Origin of the sequence: Amycolatopsis sp. SB7-3, assembly GCF_041021335.1 — a bacterium.
Taxonomy (GTDB): domain Bacteria; phylum Actinomycetota; class Actinomycetes; order Mycobacteriales; family Pseudonocardiaceae; genus Amycolatopsis; species Amycolatopsis japonica.
The window spans coordinates 156,010-173,990 of record NZ_JBFPJQ010000004.1 but is presented as its reverse complement, the minus strand read 5'-3'; the positions used below and the strand labels follow the sequence as shown (position 1 = coordinate 173,990).

Here is a 17,981-nt window from a genome sequence, read left to right as displayed (position 1 = left end):
GCCACGGTTATTCCGCGTCCCGGGCCTTTCGCGGTTAAGCTCGGCGGGTGGCTGAGACCGAAGAGAAGACCGAGACCGCCGCCCCCACGTCGCGCCAGGTCGCGGCCGCCCGCGACTTCGTGAAGCGGCACGGGAAGCCGTCGCGCGCGGTGGTGGAGAACATCGGCCGGATCGGCGCGCGGGTCGTGCTCGTGGGTGCCGACGGCGCGCTCGGCGACGTCGTCGTCGCCTCCGTGGAGGCAGGCGAGGCGCTGGTCGAGGCCGTCGAAGACCTCGAACCCGCCGAATGGGACAGCGAGACCGTGAAGGCCACCAAGATCGGCGCCGAGCACCGCCGCCGGATGGCGGGGAAGTGAGCGGGTCCGCGATCTTCGTCGCCTGCTCCACGCTGCCGGAAGGCGACGGCGACGAGCACGCGGTTCCCGAGGCGCTGGCCGACCTCGGCTTCAAGACCCGTTGGGCCGCCTGGGACGACACGACGGTCGACTTCGGCGCCGCGGACATCGTCGTGCTGCGGGCCACCTGGGATTACGCCGAGCGCCACGACGAGTTCCTGTCCTGGACCGAATCCGTGCCGGCACTGTCGAATTCGGCCGAAGTCGTGCGCTGGAACACCGACAAGTCCTATCTGGCCGAACTCGGCGACGCCGGGGTCGCGGTCGTGCCGACGACCCTGATCGCGCCGGACGACAAGGCCCCGAGCTGGCCCAAGGGCGAGTTCGTGCTGAAGCCCGCCATCGGCGCCGGTTCACGCGGTGCCGGCCGGTTCACCGCGGGCGACGCGGCCGCCGCGCATCTGTCCGGGTTGCAGGCGGACGGGAGCACCGTGCTGCTCCAGCCGTATCAGTCCAGTGTGGACAGTGAGGGCGAGATCGCGCTGGTGTACTTCGGCGGCGTGTACTCGCACGCGTTCTCGAAGGCCGCGATGCTGGGCCGGGAGCTCGACGAATCCGGGCTGTACGTGACGGAGAAACTCGCGCCGGTGCAGCCTGCCGCGGGATTCCGTGCGCTGGCCGAAGACGCTTTGGACGCGACGGCGGCGCTGCTGGGCATCCTGCGCGCGGAGCTGCTCTACGCCCGGGTCGACCTCGTCGCCGGGCCGGACGGCAGGCCGCTGCTGCTGGAACTGGAGCTCGTCGAGCCTTCGCTCGGGTTCCGGCAGACCGATGCCGCCGCGGCCTGGCGTTTCGCCTCCGCCGTCCGGCAGCAACTCGCCTGACACTCCCCGCGTTTCGTCCTCTGAATGCGATCCTTGCGTGTGCAACTACCGCATTCAGAGGACGAAACGCGTTCGGGGGTCAGGCGGGTTTGACGAGTTTCGCGGCCAGGCGTTCCGGCTTCGGCCACCGCACGTCCCGTGCCCAGCCGAACTTCTCGAACAGCCAGATCACGCGCGCCGAGACGTCGACCTGTCCACGCAGGACACCGTGCCGCGCGCAGGTCGGGTCGGCGTGGTGGGAGTTGTGCCACGACTCGCCCATGGACAGGATCGCCAGCGGCCAGAAGTTCGCCGCTTTGTCCCGGCTGGCGAACGGGCGCTCGCCGACCAGGTGGCAGATCGAGTTCACCGACCAGGTGACGTGGTGCAGGAACGCGATCCGGACCAGCCCGGCCCAGAAGAACCCGGTCACCACGCCCCACCACGACCAGCTGATCAGCCCGCCGAGCACCGCGGGCAGCGCGAGGCTCAGCGTGATCCACAGCCAGAAGTAGCGGTTCACCACCCGGAGATCCTTGTCCGCCACCAGATCCGGCGCGAAACGGTCGTAGTTGGTCACCTCGCGGCTGAACATCCAGCCCATGTGCGCGTGCCAGAAGCCGCGCAGCAGCGCCCCCGGTGACGTCCCGAACAGCCAGGGGGAGTGCGGGTCGCCTTCACGGTCGGCGAAGGCGTGGTGGCGACGGTGGCTGGCCACCCAGAAGATCACCGAGCCCTGCACCGCGAAACTCCCGGCGATGGCGAGCGCGACCCGCAGCGGGCGTCCGGCCTTGAAGGCGCCGTGGGTGAAGTAGCGGTGATAGCCGACGGTCACCCCGAGCGTCCCGAGGGTGTAGAACACCGCCGCCAGCACGAGGTCGACCCAGGTCATGCCCCAGCCCCACACGATCGGCACGGCGGCGAGCAGCGCGACGAAGGGGACCAGCAGGAAGGTCTTGAGTATCAGCATCTCGCCGGAACCCCGGCGGTGGGAGATCAGGGGTTTGGACGGACTGGCCGGTGCGTCCGGCTCGGTGCTGGCGGTCATGCGACACCTCGTGCCTCGACTCGGTGGTGACCCCCGAGTGGGGCACCGAGCGCAGCGTAAGGGGGCAGTCTGGCGAGCACGCCGCCCGGGGGTTACGTCCGGTTTGCCGAGGGGTCAGTTCGAAGTGGCGAGTTCCCGGTCGGCGGCGGGCGAAACCGGCGCGGAGCCACGATCGCGCGAACCGCACCACAGCGCGGCCGTCGAGATGATCACCAGCGCGGAGCCGAGGACATGGAGCGAGACCAGCGCTTCCGGTACGCCGAGCGCGTACTGCACCGAGCCCAGGACGCCCTGGGAAAGCGCGACGACCCACACGATCGTGTAGCGCCGCCACACCGGCTTCGGTGTCTCGCCCCGCATCAGCTGGAGCCCGAAGACGGCCAGCACGATCAGGTAGACCACCAGCAGTCCGCCGTGGACCTGGGTGAGCGTCTCGATCGGGGCCTGGAGGCGGTGGGTGCCGGGGTCGCCGCCGTGCGGGCCCGCGCCGGTCACCACGGTGCCCGCGACGAGCACGGCCCACATGGCCGCGGCGAGCACGATCAGCGTCTTGCGGCCCGCGTCCGGGATCAGCCAGCGGGCGGGCTCGTCACCCTCCTTGAACGCCCGCAGCAGCAGCACCGCGAGCCAGACCAGGGGGGTGGAGGCGAGGAAGTGGAGCGCTACGGTCCACCATTCGAGTTTCGCGAGCACGGTGATCCCGCCGACGACGGCCTGCAGCATCACGCCGGCGGGCATCGTCCAGGCCAGCTTCACCAGACGGCGGCGGCTCGGGTGCTCGATCTGCACACGCCACGCGGTGATCACGCACAGCGCGGCGACCAGGATGACCACCCCGGTCAGCATCCGGTTGCTGAATTCGATCCACTGGGTGAGCGCGTCGAATTCGGGGTGCGCGACCGGCACGATGCTGCCTTCGACGCATTGCGGCCAGGTCGGGCAGCCGAGACCCGAACCCGTGACCCGGACGACCGATCCGGTGACGCCGATTCCGGCCTGGGCGATCACCGCCGCTATCGCGACCGCTCGCTGGACCGCGAACGAGGGATACGGCAGACGCGCTACAAGGCTCTGGAACGGCACCGTCCGATGCTAGAACGCCCTTCCTGAGAGCCTTCCACCGGCCGCACCGGCTGTGTCGGCCGCCTCAGGTCAGGCGAGTGGTCTTGCTCGCCACCGCGCCCGCGACGACACCCCAGCCGACGAGCACCGCGAACGGGCCCCAGCCGAACGAACCGTCCAGCAGCACCGACCGCAGCCCTTCGGCGAGCGCGCCAGAAGGCAGCAGTTCGACGATCCACGCCACGCCGGACGGCATCGTCGACGGCGCCAGCAGGATGCCGCCCGCGAGCAGCAGCACGAACCAGACGATGTTCGCCAGCGCCAGCACGGCTTCCGCGCGCAGCGCCCCGCCGAGCAGCAGGCCGAGCGCGCCGAACGCGAGCGTGCCGACGATCAGGAACGGGATCGCGCCGAGGATCCCGCCGAGCGACGGCGACCAGCCCAGCAGCGCGGCGACGACACCGAGGATCACCGCCTGCAGCGCGACCACCACGAGCGCGGCGGCCACCCGGCCCGCGACGAGCAGCCAGCGGGGCAGCGCGGTCGCGGAAAGCCGTTTGAGGACGCCGTAACGACGGTCGAAGCCCAGCGCGATGGCCTGTCCGGTGAACGCGGACGACATCACCGCCAGCGCGAGGATCCTCGGCGTGATCCAGTCCACTTTGGACGAATCGCCGAGTTGTGACGACGGCAGGATGTCCAGCAGCGACAGGCCGATCAGCAGCGCGAGCGGGATGAGCAGGGTCAGCAGGATCTGCTCGCCGTGGCGCAGCGTCAGGCTCGCCTCGACCTTCGCGTGCGTGCGGAGCATCTTGCCGAGCGAACCGCGACCGGGCGCGGGAGTGAACGTGCCCGCGGTGAACCGCGGGGTGGGCGTCGTGGTCATGCGCGCAGTTCCCGTCCGGTCAGCTCCAGGAAGACCTCTTCCAGCGTGCGCCTGCCGACCTGCAGTTCCTCGGGCATGACACCCTGCTGCGCGCACCACGCCGTCACCGTCGACACGACCTGCGGATCGATCGCGCCCTCGACGAGATACGTGCCCGGCGCCGATTCGTGGACGAGGTGCCCCTCGGGCAGCGCCGCGGTCAGCAGCGCGGTGTCGAGCCGCGTGCGGGCCTTGAACCGCAACTGCGCCGTCTCGCCCGCTTCGACGGTCAGCGACTGCGGGGAACCTTCGACGACGACCTTGCCGTGGTCCACGATCACCACGGTGTCGGCCAGCGTTTCGGCCTCTTCCATCAGATGCGTGGTGAGCAGCACGCTGACCCCGTCGGCGCGCAGCGCTTCGAGCAGATCCCAGACCAGGCGGCGGGCCTGCGGGTCCATCCCCGCCGTCGGCTCGTCGAGGAAGAGCAACTCCGGTCGTCCGACGAGCGCGCAGGCGAGCGAGAGCCGTTGCTGCTGCCCGCCGGAAAGCCGTTTGAACGGCGTCTTCCTCGCTCCCGAAAGACCGAGGACGTCCAGCAGCCAGGCCGGGTCGAGCGGATTCGCCGCGCACGCGGCGACCAGGCCGAGCATCTCGTCGGCGCGGACGCCGGGATACGCGCCACCGCCCTGGGGCATCACGCCGATCCGGGGCCGCAGCGCCGCGCCGTCGCGCGCCGGGTTCAGGCCCAGCACGCGGACTTCGCCGTCGTCAGGCCGCAGGAAGCCTTCGCAGATCTCGACGGTGGTGGTCTTGCCGGCCCCGTTCGGGCCGAGCAGAGCGAGCAGGGTGCCACGTTCCATCCGCAGGTCGAGTCCATCGACGGCGGTGGTGGATCCGTAGCGCTTCACCAGCCCGGTGATCTCGACGGCGGGGGCGTTCACGACAGGTCACGATACGGCCTCACGCCGGGACCGAATGCTCCGGGGACGGTCTGGACAGCAGCAGTGGTGAGAGGCGGTGGACGATGAACAGCCCCAGAAGCGTGACGACCCCGGCGGCCGCCCACGCGAACGGCAGGACGAAACCGCGGCCCTCGAAGGTGCTCCCCGTCGTCGGCAGGAGGAACGGCAGGACGGCGGTGACGATCGTCGCGGCGATGCGGAACCGCGAGGTCCCCGCCGCCGCGGCGAGCGGGATGATCGCCCACAGCAGATACCAGGGCTGCAGCGCGACGTGCAGCACCATCACCGCGCCGAGGGAGACACCGAGCCCGATGATCGGCCGGTAGCGCCATTTGAAGCTGTCCCAGAGGAACTTGACCGTCACCGCGCCCGCGACGAGATAGCCGAGCGAGCCCAGGATCGGCACCATCGCGTTGGTGTGGTTGCCGAGGCCGAGCGCGATGCCGAGGACACCGCCGAGCGCGGCGAGCTCCGACGTCGGCGAGATCCACGAGCGGACCAGCCCCGGCGTCCCGAGCGCGCCGACCCAGCCGAAGCCCAGGCCGGTGCCGTAACAGACCGCCACCAGGGTCACGCCGAACAGCAACGCCATCGGCACGGCCGCGGTGACCAGGTCCTTGATCCGGCCGTGCCAGCGTCTGGCCACCATCACCGTGAAGAACGGCAGCGCCAGGATCGCGTTGATCTTCACCGCGACACCGAGGGTGATGAGCACCACCCCGAGCCCGATGTACAGCAGTTCGCCCTTGGCCAGCGGCGGTGGTTCGTCGTTCTTGAACCGCACCGGCATCCGCTGGAGGCCGACCTCCAGCCCGGCCACCATGAGCCCGATGGCGAGCGCGTCGTTGTGGGCGCCGGCGACGAAGTGGAAGATCAGCAGCGGGTTCGCCGCGCCGAGCCACAGCGCGGTGGCGGGCTGCACGCCGAACCGGCGGGCCAGCCGGGGCAGCGCCCAGATGATCAGGATGACGCCGATCAGCGCGAGCCCGCGCTGCAGCAACACGCCGGTGACGATGTTGCCGCTGCTGAGCGGCGCGAGCCAGCCGCCGAGACGCAGCAGCAGCGGGCCGTAGGGCGCCGGGGTCTCGCGCCACATGTTGGAGACGCCCGAGGTCAGCGGGTCGGAGACGCCGAGCGCTTCGGCCGGGCCGAGGGAGTACGGGTCCATCCCGCGCGCGACGATCTCGCTCTGCGCGAGATAGCTGTAGACGTCGCGGGAGAACAGCGGCGGGATGAACAGCAGTGGCGCGCACCAGAGCGCGATGGTGCGGGCGAGCTGGCCCTGGGTGGCGAGGCGGCGGCGCGCGGGCTGCGCGAACCGGCCGAGCAGCAGCCAGCTGAGCACGATGATCGCCATCCCGGCCAGGCCCATCGCGAGCGAGACCATCGGGATCCGGGTGAACAGCCTCAGGACCGGGATCTCCTGCACCGGGTTGATCACCGGGGCGGCACCCGCGCCGAGCGAGCCGAGGGCGAGGAACAGGGAGCCGACCGCGCCGAACCGGCGGACCACGTTCAGCCCGCGCAGTTCCTTGTCGTCCAGCGGTTCCGGATCGTGCGGGCGCCCGGGCACGAGCGTCGCCACCGACCCCGCCGCCCGGTCTTCGTCCTTGGCCCGCTGTGCCGGGTGATCGCCCACTACCACGCACGAAGGGTAGCGATCCCGGGAACAGACCGGGCGGGTACGTGGTTACCCCTGTGCTCAGCCGTGCCGACGTGACCCACGCCACTCCGTGAGGCACCCCTCTTTGCCGTCTCCCCGGAAATACGTCACACTTGTGTTGTGAAAAAGACGGGGACGCAGGACGAGGCCGGTGGCGACATGCCCCGCGCCGAGGTCCAGCCTGTCCCCGTGCAGGTCGGCCCCGAGGGCCGGACCAGGCACGAAGTGGCCCGTTTGCTGCTGGAACAGGGTCCGATGACCGCCGTCGTGGTGGCCGAGCAGCTGGGTATCAGCGCCGCCGCCGTCCGCCGTCATCTCGACGCGCTGCTCGCCGACGGCGAGGCCGAAACCCGGGACGCGCCCCGTCGGGGCCCCCGCGGGCGAGGCCGTCCCGCCAAGAATTTCCTCCTCACCGAAGCCGGCCGCGCCCGCTTCGGGCACGCCTACGACGACCTCGCGTCCTCGGCCATCCGGTTCCTCGCCGAACACGCCGGGGAAGACGCCGTGAAGGCCTTCGCGGAGGCCCGGGTCGCTTCGCTGGTCGGTCCGCACCAGGACGCGATCACCAAGCACACGGATCCGGCCGCCCGTGCCGAGGCTCTCGCTGCGGCGCTGACCAGGGAGGGCTACGCTGCGTCGACCCGTCAGGTCGGTGTCGGCGAACAGCTCTGCCAGCACCATTGCCCGGTCGCCCACGTCGCCGCCGAGTTCCCTCAGTTGTGTGAAGCCGAAACCGAGGCTTTCGCGGAACTTCTGGGTACTCACGTCCAGCGGCTGGCGACCATCGCACGCGGTGACAACGCGTGCACCACACACGTACCCGTCGTCTCGACGGGTCACCCGGCCACACCCGGGCCGGGAAGCACGGCGCCCTCCCCAGGGCGCACAGCACGGATCCCGAATGGAGGGAAACCCGCATGACTGCCGCTGCCGAGCAGCGCACTCCCACCACCGCGCCCATGAGCCAGGAAGAGACCATCGAGTCCCTTGGCAAGTACGCGTTCGGCTGGGCGGACTCCGACGAGGCGGGCGCCAGCGCCCGTCGCGGACTGAACGAGGACGTCGTCACCGACATCTCCTCGAAGAAGTCCGAGCCGGAGTGGATGCGCGAAGCGCGACTGAAGGCGCTCAAGCTCTTCGACTTGAAGCCGATGCCCAACTGGGGTGCGGACCTCTCCGGGATCGACTTCGACAACATCAAGTACTTCGTGCGGTCCACGGAGAAGCAGGCCACTTCCTGGGAAGACCTGCCCGAGGACATCAAGAACACGTACGACAAGCTGGGCATCCCCGAGGCGGAGAAGCAGCGTCTCGTCGCCGGTGTCGCCGCGCAGTACGAGTCCGAGGTCGTCTACCACCAGATCCGCGAGGACCTGGAGGCGCAGGGCGTCCTGTTCCTGGACACCGACACCGCGCTCAAGGAGCACCCGGAGATCTTCAAGGAGTACTTCGGCTCCGTGATCCCGGCCGGGGACAACAAGTTCTCCGCGCTGAACACCGCGGTGTGGTCCGGCGGTTCGTTCATCTACGTGCCCAAGGGCGTCAAGGTGGACATCCCGCTGCAGGCCTACTTCCGGATCAACACCGAGAACATGGGTCAGTTCGAGCGGACCCTGATCATCGTCGACGAAGACGCCTACGTGCACTACGTCGAGGGTTGCACCGCGCCGATCTACCAGTCCGACTCGCTGCACTCGGCGGTCGTGGAGATCATCGTGAAGAAGGGCGCCCGCTGCCGCTACACGACCATCCAGAACTGGTCGAACAACGTCTACAACCTGGTCACCAAGCGCGCCAAGTGCGAAGAGGGCGCGACCATGGAGTGGATCGACGGCAACATCGGCTCCAAGGTCACGATGAAGTACCCGTCCGTGTTCCTCATGGGCGAGCACGCCAAGGGCGAGGTCCTCTCGGTCGCGTTCGCGGGCGAGGGCCAGCACCAGGACGCCGGCGCGAAGATGGAGCACCTGGCGCCGCACACCTCCTCGACCATCGTGTCGAAGTCGGTGGCGCGCGGCGGTGGCCGCACCTCGTACCGCGGCCTGGTGAAGGTCGCCAAGCGGGCGCACCACTCGCGGTCCAGCGTCGTCTGTGACGCGCTGCTGGTCGACACGATCTCGCGGTCGGACACGTACCCGTACGTCGACATCCGCAACGACGAGGTCTCCATGGGCCACGAGGCGACCGTCTCGAAGGTCAGCGAAGACCAGATGTTCTACCTCATGTCGCGCGGTCTCGACGAGGCCGAGGCCATGGCGATGATCGTGCGCGGGTTCGTCGAGCCCATCGCGCGTGAGCTGCCGATGGAGTACGCGCTCGAGCTGAACCGCCTGATCGAGCTTCAGATGGAAGGGTCCGTCGGCTAGTCATGTCGGTTACCGAGAACAACGTTTCCGAAGCGATGCGCGAGGGCGTGGTCATCCCGGCCACGTCCCGCGCGGAGCGATTCACCTCCTACGACGTCGAGGCCTTCGAGGTCCCCGGCGGTCGTGAGGAGAACTGGCGCTTCACGCCGATGAAGCGGCTGCGCGGCCTGCACGACGGGTCCGCCGCCGCCTCGGGTTCGGCCACCGTGGACGCCGACGCCGCCCCCGAACTGAAGATCGAGACGGTCGGCCGGGACGACGAGCGCCTCGGCGCCGCGGGTGTCCCGAGCGACCGGATCGCCGCGCAGGCGTACTCCTCGTTCACCGAGGCCACCGTCATCACGGTGCCCAAGGAGACGAAGACGTCGAAGCCGTCGACGGTGAAGATCACCGGCCCCGGCGAGGGCAAGGTCGCCTACGGGCACGTGCAGGTGCGCGCCGAGCAGTTCTCCGAGGCCGTCATCGTCCTCGACCACGTCGGCTCCGGCACGTACGCCGACAACGTCGAGTTCGTCATCGGCGATTCGGCGAACGTCACCGTGGTCAGCGTCCAGGACTGGGCCGACGACGCGGTGCACGTCTCCGAGCAGCACCTGAAGCTCGGGCGCGACGCCAGCCTCAAGCACATCGTCATCACCCTGGGCGGTGACCTGGTCCGCGTCTCGCCGACGGCGACCTTCGCCGACAAGGGCGGCGACGTCGAGATGCTCGGCCTGTACTTCGCGGACTCGGGCCAGCACCAGGAGCACCGTCTCTTCGTCGACCACGCGGTGCCGAACTGCAAGTCGCGCGTGATGTACAAGGGCGCGCTGCAGGGCGACGACGCGCACACCGTGTGGGTCGGCGACGTGCTGATCCGGGCGGCCGCCGAGGCCACCGACACCTACGAGCTCAACCGCAACCTGGTGCTCACGCCGGGCGCGCGGGCCGACTCGATCCCGAACCTGGAGATCGAGACCGGCGAGATCGAAGGCGCGGGCCACGCGAGCGCGACGGGAAGGTTCGACGACGAGCAGTTGTTCTACCTCCAGTCGCGCGGAATCGGCGAAGACGCCGCGCGCCGCCTGGTCGTACGCGGGTTCTTCCACGAGATCCTGGTCAAGATCGGCGTTCCCGAGGTGCGCGAGCGTCTCGAGGCCGCGATCGAAGCCGAACTCGAAGCCGTGGGCGCCTGAGCCCTCGTCCGTCCACATCAGACTTTTAGGAAAGAAATGCCTACGCTGGAAATCAAGGATCTGCACGCCTCGGTCACGACCGAGGAGGGCCCCAAGGAGATCCTCAAGGGCGTCAACCTGACCATCAAGTCGGGCGAGACCCACGCGATCATGGGCCCCAACGGTTCGGGCAAGTCCACGCTGTCCTACGCCATCGCCGGCCACCCCAAGTACGAAGTCACCTCCGGGCAGGTCCTGCTCGACGGTGAGGACGTGCTGGAGATGAGCGTCGACGAGCGCGCCCGCGCGGGCCTGTTCCTCGCCATGCAGTACCCGGTCGAGGTGCCGGGCGTGTCCATGTCCAACTTCCTCCGCACCGCGGCCACCGCGGTCCGTGGCGAGGCCCCCAAGCTGCGCCACTGGGTCAAGGAGGTCAAGGAGGAGATGGGCAAGCTGGAGATCTCGGCCGAGTTCGCCGAGCGTTCGGTGAACGAGGGCTTCTCCGGCGGCGAGAAGAAGCGCCACGAGATCCTGCAGCTGGCGCTGCTCAAGCCGAAGATCGCCATCCTCGACGAGACCGACTCCGGCCTCGACGTCGACGCGCTGCGCGTCGTGTCCGAGGGCGTCAACGAGTTCAAGGCCAACAACGACGCCGGCGTCATGCTGATCACGCACTACACGCGGATCCTGCGGCACATCACGCCCGACTTCGTGCACGTCTTCGCCGGCGGCAAGATCGTCGAGTCCGGTGGCCGTGAACTCGCGGACGAGCTCGAGGAGAACGGGTACGTCAAGTACACCGGCTCCGCCGAGACCGCCGCCGTCTGATCACTGAACTTCACGACTACACCGAGAGGAGTTGGCCCGATGACCACCACCACGGCTAACTCTGTTCCGCTGGACGTAGCGGCCATCAGGGCCGACTTCCCGATCCTGACCCGCACGGTCCGGGACGGGAAACCCTTGGTGTATCTGGATTCCGGTGCGACGTCCCAGAAGCCGGCGCAGGTGCTCGAAGCCGAGCGCCGGTTCCTGGAGACCTCGAACGCCGCGGTGCACCGCGGCGCGCACCAGCTCGCCGAGGAGGCGACCGACGCCTACGAGTCCGCCCGCGTGCGGATCGCGGAGTTCGTCGGCGCCTCCCCGCACGAGCTGGTGTTCACCAAGAACGCCACCGAGGGCATCAACCTCGTCGCCTACGCGATGAGCAACGCCGCCACGGCCGGTCCCGAGGCCGAGCGGTTCAAGCTCGGTCCCGGCGACGAGATCGTCATCACCGAGATGGAGCACCACGCGAACCTGGTTCCGTGGCAACAGCTCAGCCAGCGCACCGGCGCGACGCTGAAGTGGTTCTCCGTCACCGCGGACGGCAGGCTCGATCTGTCCAATGTGGACGAGCTGATCACCGAGCGGACCAAGGTGCTGGCGTTCACGCACCAGTCCAACGTGCTCGGCACGATCAACCCGGTCGAGTTCCTGGTGAAGAAGGCCCGCAAGGTCGGCGCGCTGGTCGTGCTGGACGCCTGCCAGTCGGTGCCGCATTTCCCGGTGGACCTGCACGCGCTGGACGTCGACTTCGCCGCTTTCGCCGGGCACAAGATGGTCGGGCCGTACGGCATCGGTGTCCTCTACGGCCGCCGCGAGCTGCTCGAAGCGATGCCGCCGTTCCTGACCGGTGGCTCGATGATCGAGATGGTCCGCATGGAGCAGACCACGTTCGCCGCGCCGCCGCAGCGGTTCGAGGCGGGAACCCCGATGACGTCGCAGGCCGTCGGCCTCGGCGCGGCCGCCGACTACCTGTCGGCGATCGGCATGGACCGCGTCGCCGCGCACGAGCACGTCCTCACCGAGGCGGCGCTGGCCGGACTCGGCGAGATCCCGGGCGTGCGGATCGTTGGCCCCACCGACATGGTCGACCGCGGCGGGCTCGTCTCGTTCGTCATCGACGGCGTCCACCCGCACGACTCGGGGCAGGTGCTGGACAGCCTCGGTGTCGCCGTCCGCGTCGGGCACCACTGCGCGTGGCCGCTGCACCGGGCCTGCTCGGTGCCCGCGACCGTGCGCGCGTCGTTCTACGTCTACAACACCCTGTCCGAAGTGGACGCTTTGGTGAACGGGGTGCGTGAGGCGCAGAAGTTCTTCGGAGTCGCGTGATGAACCTGGAGAGCATGTACCAGGAGATCATCCTGGACCACTACAAGAACCCGCACGGCCGCGGCCTGCGCGAGCCGTTCGACGCCGAATCGTTCCAGGTCAACCCGACCTGCGGCGACGAGGTGACGCTGCGGGTGAAGGTCGACGACGGGAAGGTCGCCGACGTCTCCTACGAGGGACAGGGCTGCTCGATCAGCCAGGCGTCCACGTCGGTCTTGACGGATCTCGTCGTCGGGCACACCGTGGAGGAGGCGTTCACCACCATGGACGCCTTCGTCGAGCTGATGCAGGGCAAGGGACAGATCGAGCCGGACGAGGACGTGCTGGAGGACGGCATCGCCTTCGCCGGCGTGGCCAAGTACCCGGCCCGCGTGAAATGCGCCCTGCTCGGATGGATGGCGTTCAAGGACGCCGTCGCCCGCACGACCAACGGAGTTGAGACGGCATGACCGAACAGCAGACCGAAACCCGCGAGGGCCGCACGGCCGCCGACCTCGACGCCGAGACCGCCGCCGCCCCGGACAGCGCCGACGTGGCGAAGGTCGAGGACGTCGAAGAGGCGATGCGCGACGTCGTCGACCCGGAGCTCGGCATCAACGTCGTCGACCTCGGACTGGTCTACGACATCCGCGTCGAGGCGGACAACACCGCCACCATCGACATGACCCTGACGTCGGCGGCCTGCCCGCTGACCGACGTCATCGAGGACCAGACCGGTGCCGCGCTCGTCGGCGGGGGAACGGGGCTGGTCAAGGACTTCCGGATCAACTGGGTCTGGATGCCGCCGTGGGGTCCGGAGAAGATCACCGACGACGGCCGCGAACAGCTGCGGGCGCTCGGCTTCACCGTCTGATTCCCCGTTTTCGCGCGTGAAGGCCTCCTTCCCTCGGCTCAGCCGAGGGAAGGAGGCCTTCACGCGCTTCTGGGGCTTGCGGTGGCGTATAACGGCCTATACCGCACCGCTGGTGGGTTCGCGTGTCTGGATGGACGACTCGCGTGCTCCGACGGACGACACGCGTGATTGGGCAGACGACTCGAGGTGAAACCCCGGCCGGGCGCGTGTCGTCCATCCAGACACGCGTGTCGTCCGCTGGATCACGCGAGTCGTCCGTTCAAGCACGCGAAACCTCATGTCGTGAAGGCCCCCTGTGAGACATTCAACGTCTCAAAGGGGGCCTTCAGGACATGAAGGTCGGGCCACGCCGCAATAAGCTGCCGGGATGATCTTCCGGTCCATCGCGCTCTTCGCGCTCGCCGCCCTGCTGGAGATCGGCGGTGCCTGGCTGATCTGGCAAGGCGTCCGGGAGCACCGCGGCTACCTCTGGATCGGCGCCGGCGTCGTCGCGCTGGGCCTCTACGGCTTCGTCGCGACCTTGCAGCCCGACGCGAACTTCGGCCGCATCCTCGCCGCGTACGGCGGAGTGTTCGTCGCGGGTTCGCTGGCGTGGGGCATGGTCGCCGACGGCTACCGCCCGGACCGCTACGACGTGATCGGCGCGTTGATCTGCCTGGCCGGGGTCGGGGTCATCATGTACGCACCCCGAGGTTGAGGGGGCGCTACTCTGCGCTGTGACCGAAACGGACTTTCCCGCGCCGCCCGCCGACAGACCCGGGCCGAAGCGAAGATTCTCCCCGCTCCTGTTCGTGATGATCCTGCTGGCGGTTGTCGGCGTGGGCACCGGCGGATACGGGTTCTGGACCCTGATGAGTTACCGGATGGCGAGCGTTCCCGGCGGCGGGATGGCGCCCACGATCCAGCCGGGCGCGGTCGTGCTGTACCGCTGGACCTCCCTGCCCGAGATCCCCCGCGGCGCGGTCGTCCTCATGGAGGTTTCCGCGTTCCCGGATTCGAGCCCCGCCGACGGCCGGATCGTCAAGCGGGTGATCGGTGTCGGCGGTGACCAGGTCGTCTGTTGCACGCAGGACAACCTGATCACCGTCAACGGGAAGCCCGTCAAGGAGCCCTACACCGAGGACGACAACGGATACGGGCGCAAGGAGTACCGGCCGTTCAGCGTCCAGGTGCCGCCGGGCGCGGTGTTCGTCGTCGGCGACCAGCGGAACAATTCCCGGGACTCACGGCTCTACGTCGGCATGCCGGGTGACGGCGCCGTGCCGCTGTCGAAGGTCGTCGGAGTCGTCGTCGGGCTCGGGAGTGTCCTCGCCGCCGACCCCTTCCCGCAGACCACCGCGTTCGTCGAGGCCGGGCTGCCCGGTGATCCGGTGGCCGACACCGGCTTCCGCACTTCGCGCAACCTCGCGTTCGGCGGGGCGGGGCTGGTCGCCGTCGGGGTCATCGGGGCGATCGTGCTCGTTGTCCGCTCCGCCGGAAAACGACGAAGAGCAGCCGCAATCCCACCAATGCGCTGACCACCAGCAGGTTGTAGCCGAACATCTGGTGCAGCGTGACCCCGGCCAGCACCTCCGGGCCGGTCGCGCTGCCCAGCAGCAGTACGGCCATCAGCCCGGTGGCCACGCCGACGAACGCCAGCAGGATCTCGTGCACCAGACCGGTGACCACGTCGCGGTCGCGTTCGTCGGAGAACAGTCGGACGTTGACCGAAAGCCTGCCCTGCTCCAGCGCGTCGCCGATCCGGTCGACGCGGCGGGGCAGCCGTCGCAGCACCGGAAGGAGCGCCATCAGTTCGTTGGTGGCCGTGGACCGCAGCGATTCCGGGCGCAGGCCGGCACCGACCTGCTCGGCGGCGTAGGCGCGGGATTCGACGACGATGTTGAATCCCGGCGCCAGCGCGGCCAGCGTTCCTTCCAAGGTGGCCAGGGCGCGGAACACCGCGGCGATCGGCGGGGGCACGCTGAGCTTGAAGTCGGCGATCACCCGGAACAGGTCGGTGAACATGTCGAGATCCGGGGCCTGGCCGTGGTTGAAATGCTTGGCCACCAAGGCGCCCAGCGCCCGTTCCAGCCGCCGCTCCTCGATCTCGTCCGGCCGGTCGACGATCTCCAGCAGGCCGTCGCGCAACGCGGCCGGGTCGCCGCGATCCAGCGCGAGGATCAGGTTCTGCAGCCCGCCGCGCAGACCCGAGTCGAGCCTGCCGACGGAGCCGAAGTCGAGCAGCCCGAGCCTGCCGTCGGTGAGCAGCAGGACGTTGCCGGGATGCGGGTCGGCGTGGAAGACGCCGCTGCCCATCACCTGGCCGAGCACGCACCGCAGCATCGACCGAGCGAGTTTCGCCCGTTCCGCGACCGGCACCTGCTCCTTGGCGGCCGCGAGCGGTTTGCCGTCGAGACGCCGCATCACCAGGACACGTTCGGTGGACAGTTCTTTGTGGACGGTCGGAAGGGCGACCTCGGTACCAGGGGAGGCGGCGGTGACCGCTTCGATGTTCCTGGCCTCGGTGCGGAAATCGAGTTCCTCGACCAGCGCGTCGGCGAATCCTTCGGCGAGGTCGACGACTCCGAGCGAGCGTGCCCAGCCCGCGCGCACGTCCAGTGCGGCCGCCACCCGGCGGACGATGTCGAGGTCCCGCTCGACCAAGGCCTGCACGCCGGGCCGCTGCACCTTGACGACCACGTCCTGCCCGCCGCGCAGCTTCGCCCGATAGACCTGCGCGATCGACGCGGCCGCGATCGGTTCCGGGTCGAATTCGGCGAAGATCTCGTCCGGGTCGCCGCCCAGTTCCTCCCGCAGCACCGTCGCGACCTCGTCGGCGTCGGCGAAGGCGACCTGGTCCTGGAGTTTGCTGAGTTCGTCGACGAAAACCGGCGGGAGCAGATCGGACCGGGTCGAGAGCAGCTGGCCGAGTTTCACGAACGTCACGCCGCCCTCCTCCAGCGCGCGCCGCAGCGAGCGCGCCAGTTTGGCGTGCCGGACCTGGGCGAGGCCGGGTTCGCGGCGGCCGGTGAGGTAGCGGCCGAGTCCGTGTTTGATCGCGATCCGGGTGATCTGCGAGTAGCGCCGGGTCCGGGCCGCGCGGCGGCGCATCGACCGGATCCTGCCGATCAGCCCGAGCCCCGAACCGGCGGGGAGCGCGAGTTCCGCGACGAACAGGAAGATCAGCGTGGCCAGGAAGGCGCTGCCCGCCACCGGGATGACCAGCCCGGCGAAGGCGTTGCCCGCGTACATCGCCTGCGGGAACGCGGCGAGGATGCCGCCCGCGACGAGCCAGCCGAATCCGGCGGCGCAGCCCGCGCGGATCAGGCCGATCCGCACCCCCAGCACGCGGCGGGCGCCGACCACGAGCGGCCACAGCATGAGCGCGTAGACGGGCAGGGTGAGCAGGCCGAGCAGCAGGTTCATGACGAAGAGGACATCACGCGCAGCCCGCGCGGGATTCCCGCTGCGGCGGGACGGAGTTCACCCTTGCGAGGGAGCGGACCCCGAAGTTGTAGGTAGTGGTCGCTTCCTTGGGCGCGAACAGAACACCGAGAACGGCGATCGCCGCCGCTGCGAGGAAGCCGGCACGAAGATCGAGGAGATCACCCAGGAGACCGATGAGCGGTGCTCCTGCGGCCTGTCCGAGCGCCAGCATTAGGAACGCCACGCCGACACCGAACGCGGGCGCCGTCGGGTAGGCCCTGGTGCCCCAGAGGATCAGCACCCCGGTCAGTCCGATGTAGACGGCCCCGAAGAGCGCCGCCGCGACGACGAGCGCCGGGAGCGAGCGGGTGGCGAGGGCGAAGAGGGCCGTGGCGGCGGCGAACAGGAGCATTCCCGCCGACCAGGCGCGGCGCAGTCCCGCGCGGGAGGTCAGTTCGGCGGTGAACGCGCCCGCCAGGCCGACCGCGCCGAGCACGATCCACACCACCGTCGAGGCGGTCTCGTCGAGTCCGCCGACGCTCACGGCGATGTCCCGGCCGAACGTCCAGATCGCCGCGCTGGCCAGGCCGAGGGTCGCGGCGGCCGGAAGCAGCCGCCCGGTGGCCGGTGGGAACAGCGGCGACGGCAGTCCCCGCGCGCGGTCGTCCTTCACCGGCGGCACGACACGGGCGATCCACGAGGTCACCAAGGCCGAGGCCGCGGCGAAGGCCCACCAAGCCATTCGCCAGTCGCCGACCGCGAGCAGGGAGACCGGGCCCGAGACGAGCACGCCGAGTCCGGTTCCGGCGTTCACCACGGACTGGGCACGGTCCCGGCGCGTCACGCGGACGACGCGGGAGACCGCGTCGGCGAGTGAGGGGGAAGCGAGGCCGGTGCTGGCTCCGGCGAGGACGACGCCGAGCGCGAGGACGCCCGCGTTCGGCGCGGCCGCGATCAGGGACGTTCCCGCGGTGGCCGTCGCCCCGGCGGCGAGCGCACCCGTCCGCGCGCCCCAACGGGTCGTCACGGCGGTGGAAGCGATGACCGCGAGGCAGTACGAGACGTAGCTTCCCGCCGCGATGGCGCCGAGCGTGCCGCCGTCGAGGCCGAACTCCGTACGGAGCGTCGGGGCGAAGAGGCCGTACGCGTACCTCGCGAGCCCGTACGAGACCGCGATCAGCGACAACCCGGCCGCGGTGAACGTCAGCTCGCGTTTGTACGAAGAAACCATCAGCTCTCCTCCAGAGG

Annotated in this window: 18 protein-coding genes; 11 read left to right on the top strand and 7 right to left on the bottom strand. The window is 69.6% G+C overall.

Annotated features, from left to right (window positions below; translation table 11 throughout):
* Positions 1-47: 47 nt before the first annotated feature.
* On the top strand, positions 48-356 hold the full coding sequence (locus AB8M46_RS28350; RefSeq protein ID WP_037344035.1) for a hypothetical protein: 309 nt from the start codon (positions 48-50) through the stop codon (positions 354-356).
* On the top strand, positions 353-1,219 hold the full coding sequence (locus AB8M46_RS28345; RefSeq protein WP_394362235.1) for a RimK family alpha-L-glutamate ligase: 867 nt from the start codon (positions 353-355) through the stop codon (positions 1,217-1,219). The genes AB8M46_RS28350 and AB8M46_RS28345 overlap by 4 nt, the downstream gene beginning before the upstream one ends.
* Before the next feature lie 79 nt (positions 1,220-1,298).
* On the opposite strand, the gene AB8M46_RS28340 is transcribed toward AB8M46_RS28345, so the two are convergent.
* The 5 genes from AB8M46_RS28340 to mptB all read right to left on the bottom strand — a co-directional run bounded on the left by AB8M46_RS28340 (position 1,299) and on the right by mptB (position 6,723).
* Positions 1,299-2,246 (bottom strand): acyl-CoA desaturase, encoded by a 948-nt coding sequence (locus AB8M46_RS28340; protein WP_037344038.1) that lies wholly within the window; start codon positions 2,244-2,246, stop codon positions 1,299-1,301.
* A 114-nt stretch (positions 2,247-2,360) separates the two neighbouring features.
* Positions 2,361-3,329, bottom strand: a complete 969-nt coding sequence (locus AB8M46_RS28335) for a heme A synthase (protein ID WP_037344039.1) — start codon at positions 3,327-3,329, stop codon at positions 2,361-2,363.
* Positions 3,330-3,393: 64 nt separating this feature from the next.
* Positions 3,394-4,194 carry an ABC transporter permease gene (locus AB8M46_RS28330; RefSeq protein ID WP_037344041.1) on the bottom strand — a complete coding sequence of 267 codons (801 nt, stop codon included), beginning with the start codon at positions 4,192-4,194 and terminating at the stop codon, positions 3,394-3,396.
* On the bottom strand, positions 4,191-5,117 hold the full coding sequence (locus AB8M46_RS28325; RefSeq protein WP_037344043.1) for an ABC transporter ATP-binding protein: 927 nt from the start codon (positions 5,115-5,117) through the stop codon (positions 4,191-4,193). The genes AB8M46_RS28330 and AB8M46_RS28325 overlap by 4 nt, the downstream gene beginning before the upstream one ends.
* Before the next feature lie 19 nt (positions 5,118-5,136).
* Positions 5,137-6,723 (bottom strand): polyprenol phosphomannose-dependent alpha 1,6 mannosyltransferase MptB, encoded by a 1,587-nt coding sequence (gene mptB, locus AB8M46_RS28320; protein ID WP_394362426.1) that lies wholly within the window; start codon positions 6,721-6,723, stop codon positions 5,137-5,139.
* A gap of 198 nt (positions 6,724-6,921) precedes the next feature.
* Here mptB and AB8M46_RS28315 point away from each other — a divergent pair, with 198 nt between their 5' ends.
* From AB8M46_RS28315 to lepB, 9 genes are all read left to right on the top strand, one after another.
* Positions 6,922-7,722 carry a metalloregulator ArsR/SmtB family transcription factor gene (locus AB8M46_RS28315; protein ID WP_016333166.1) on the top strand — a complete coding sequence of 267 codons (801 nt, stop codon included), beginning with the start codon at positions 6,922-6,924 and terminating at the stop codon, positions 7,720-7,722.
* The gene (gene sufB, locus AB8M46_RS28310) at positions 7,719-9,167 is read left to right on the top strand and encodes a Fe-S cluster assembly protein SufB (RefSeq protein WP_007029701.1); all 1,449 of its coding nucleotides are present in this window, start codon (positions 7,719-7,721) and stop codon (positions 9,165-9,167) included. The genes AB8M46_RS28315 and sufB overlap by 4 nt, the downstream gene beginning before the upstream one ends.
* A 2-nt stretch (positions 9,168-9,169) precedes the next feature.
* Complete coding sequence (sufD, locus tag AB8M46_RS28305; RefSeq protein WP_037344045.1) at positions 9,170-10,342, top strand: Fe-S cluster assembly protein SufD; 1,173 nt, start codon at positions 9,170-9,172, stop codon at positions 10,340-10,342.
* 36 nt (positions 10,343-10,378) lie between these two features.
* Positions 10,379-11,149 carry a Fe-S cluster assembly ATPase SufC gene (gene sufC / locus AB8M46_RS28300; protein ID WP_016333168.1) on the top strand — a complete coding sequence of 257 codons (771 nt, stop codon included), beginning with the start codon at positions 10,379-10,381 and terminating at the stop codon, positions 11,147-11,149.
* 39 nt (positions 11,150-11,188) lie between these two features.
* Positions 11,189-12,475, top strand: a complete 1,287-nt coding sequence (locus tag AB8M46_RS28295) for a cysteine desulfurase (RefSeq protein ID WP_394362234.1) — start codon at positions 11,189-11,191, stop codon at positions 12,473-12,475.
* Positions 12,475-12,924 carry a Fe-S cluster assembly sulfur transfer protein SufU gene (gene sufU, locus AB8M46_RS28290; RefSeq protein WP_007029705.1) on the top strand — a complete coding sequence of 150 codons (450 nt, stop codon included), beginning with the start codon at positions 12,475-12,477 and terminating at the stop codon, positions 12,922-12,924. Before AB8M46_RS28295 ends, sufU begins: the two co-directional genes overlap by 1 nt.
* Positions 12,921-13,328: a metal-sulfur cluster assembly factor gene (locus AB8M46_RS28285; RefSeq protein ID WP_016333171.1), complete on the top strand. Its 408-nt coding sequence runs from the start codon at positions 12,921-12,923 to the stop codon at positions 13,326-13,328. The genes sufU and AB8M46_RS28285 overlap by 4 nt, the downstream gene beginning before the upstream one ends.
* 367 nt (positions 13,329-13,695) lie before the next feature.
* A complete protein-coding gene (locus tag AB8M46_RS28280) occupies positions 13,696-14,025 on the top strand; it encodes a YnfA family protein (RefSeq protein WP_037344048.1) in 330 nt (109 codons plus the stop codon).
* A gap of 19 nt (positions 14,026-14,044) precedes the next feature.
* A complete protein-coding gene (gene lepB, locus AB8M46_RS28275; RefSeq protein WP_394362233.1) occupies positions 14,045-14,845 on the top strand; it encodes a signal peptidase I in 801 nt (266 codons plus the stop codon).
* Here the strand turns inward: lepB and AB8M46_RS28270 are convergent.
* Positions 14,769-16,733 carry an ABC1 kinase family protein gene (locus AB8M46_RS28270; RefSeq protein WP_394362232.1) on the bottom strand — a complete coding sequence of 655 codons (1,965 nt, stop codon included), beginning with the start codon at positions 16,731-16,733 and terminating at the stop codon, positions 14,769-14,771. The two genes, lepB and AB8M46_RS28270, sit on opposite strands and share 77 nt — an antisense overlap.
* 13 nt (positions 16,734-16,746) lie before the next feature.
* Positions 16,747-17,964 carry an MFS transporter gene (locus AB8M46_RS28265; RefSeq protein WP_394362231.1) on the bottom strand — a complete coding sequence of 406 codons (1,218 nt, stop codon included), beginning with the start codon at positions 17,962-17,964 and terminating at the stop codon, positions 16,747-16,749.
* Positions 17,965-17,981 lie beyond the last annotated feature (17 nt).